The sequence below is a fragment of the Spirosoma arboris genome, from assembly GCF_009754945.1.
In the GTDB taxonomy this organism is placed as follows: Bacteria; Bacteroidota; Bacteroidia; order Cytophagales; family Spirosomataceae; genus Spirosoma; species Spirosoma arboris.
On sequence record NZ_WPIN01000069.1, the window covers coordinates 1 to 778 of the forward strand.

A 778-nucleotide genomic window follows, 5' to 3' on the forward strand; every position below is an offset into this window, starting at 1 on the left:
CACTCGGTGGAGGAAGCCATTAAGGATGCGTCCGAAAAATTGGAAGATGAACAAAACCTGGGCCATACGTTGTGAGTAACTTAGTTCATTTTACCGCCGGCTATAGGCGGTAATAGAGGTAATCAGAGGTGTAGTGAACGAATGAGCTAATTCATCCAGCTGATTAAAAGCCGGACCCCGCATATCATTTTTGCCCGTTCGAAAGTCAATGGGTATTCCTTTATCCACTTTAGGTTTTCGTCGACGGATGAACTTGACGGTATTATAGAGCAGCCCGGTAAGCCTGATTTTCTTCTGGTTAATGACAATAGTGACCGAATAGTGAAAAGCAGGCGATTCGGGGAGTGGTTTCTCCGCTGTTTGAAAAATAAACCCTGTTTTGTCCGCTTTATAGGTGTAACCTTCCTCGACTAAGATACGGCCAATCGTTCGGAACATGGCCGTATCGGATAGACTGGTGGTTAATTCGATGACCTTGTCTCCCCGGGATGGTTCTATGGGTTGAGCATGTCCCCCTGTAGGCAGGAGCCCTAAGAAAAGCAATAGGCCAGTTAGGTAGTACCTCATCCAGGATCGTATTTAGCGCGCGGTAAAACCCTAAAGTTAGACTTATTGGCTAGATAGTCATAAACAGGCCTAACATTCTGGTAGAACCAGCGGAGCTGTTTTTGTGGGTAGCGTGTTAAGGCTTTAGGAGTTAACCAAGTTTCTTAACCTGCATGGCAAAAGGAGTTCGTTGCTTTCCGGCCTCATCTCTGACCTTAATCCGAGTTTTACC

At 46.0% G+C, this 778-nt stretch carries 1 protein-coding gene; it reads right to left on the minus strand.

Annotation, left to right across the window (positions count from 1 at the left end; translation table 11 throughout):
- Nucleotides 1-90: 90 nt before the first annotated feature.
- A complete protein-coding gene (locus tag GO755_RS40695; RefSeq protein ID WP_157591175.1) occupies nucleotides 91-567 on the minus strand; it encodes a hypothetical protein in 477 nt (158 codons plus the stop codon).
- Nucleotides 568-778 lie beyond the last annotated feature (211 nt).